Annotated in this window: 1 protein-coding gene; it reads left to right on the top strand. The window is 59.9% G+C overall.

What is annotated here, in order from left to right; translation table 11 throughout:
• Nucleotides 1-232, top strand: a 232-nt coding sequence (locus tag FS935_RS24525; protein ID WP_146950947.1) for a CxxCxxCC domain-containing protein, incomplete at both ends; no start/stop codon positions are given.

Here is a 232-nt window from a genome sequence, read left to right as displayed (position 1 = left end):
ACAGGTCCCGGACTGCATTCAGCTAACGCCGGAGGACGCCGCGGGCTTTACCTGGCTGCCGGCCACCTGCGCCTATCGCATACTTGCGCAGGGTGGGCAGTTGCCGGACTGGCATCCACTGGTATCCGGTGATCCGGATAGCGTGCATAGGGCTGGTATTTCGGTGCAGGACAAGGTGATCAGCGAAGAGGGTGTGAACCCGGACGACTTCGAGGATTACATTATTACCTGG

The sequence above is a fragment of the Metabacillus litoralis genome (assembly GCF_007994985.1).
In the GTDB taxonomy this organism is placed as follows: domain Bacteria; phylum Bacillota; class Bacilli; order Bacillales; family Bacillaceae; genus Metabacillus; species Metabacillus litoralis.
This window is presented reverse-complemented; position numbering and strand designations above follow the sequence as displayed.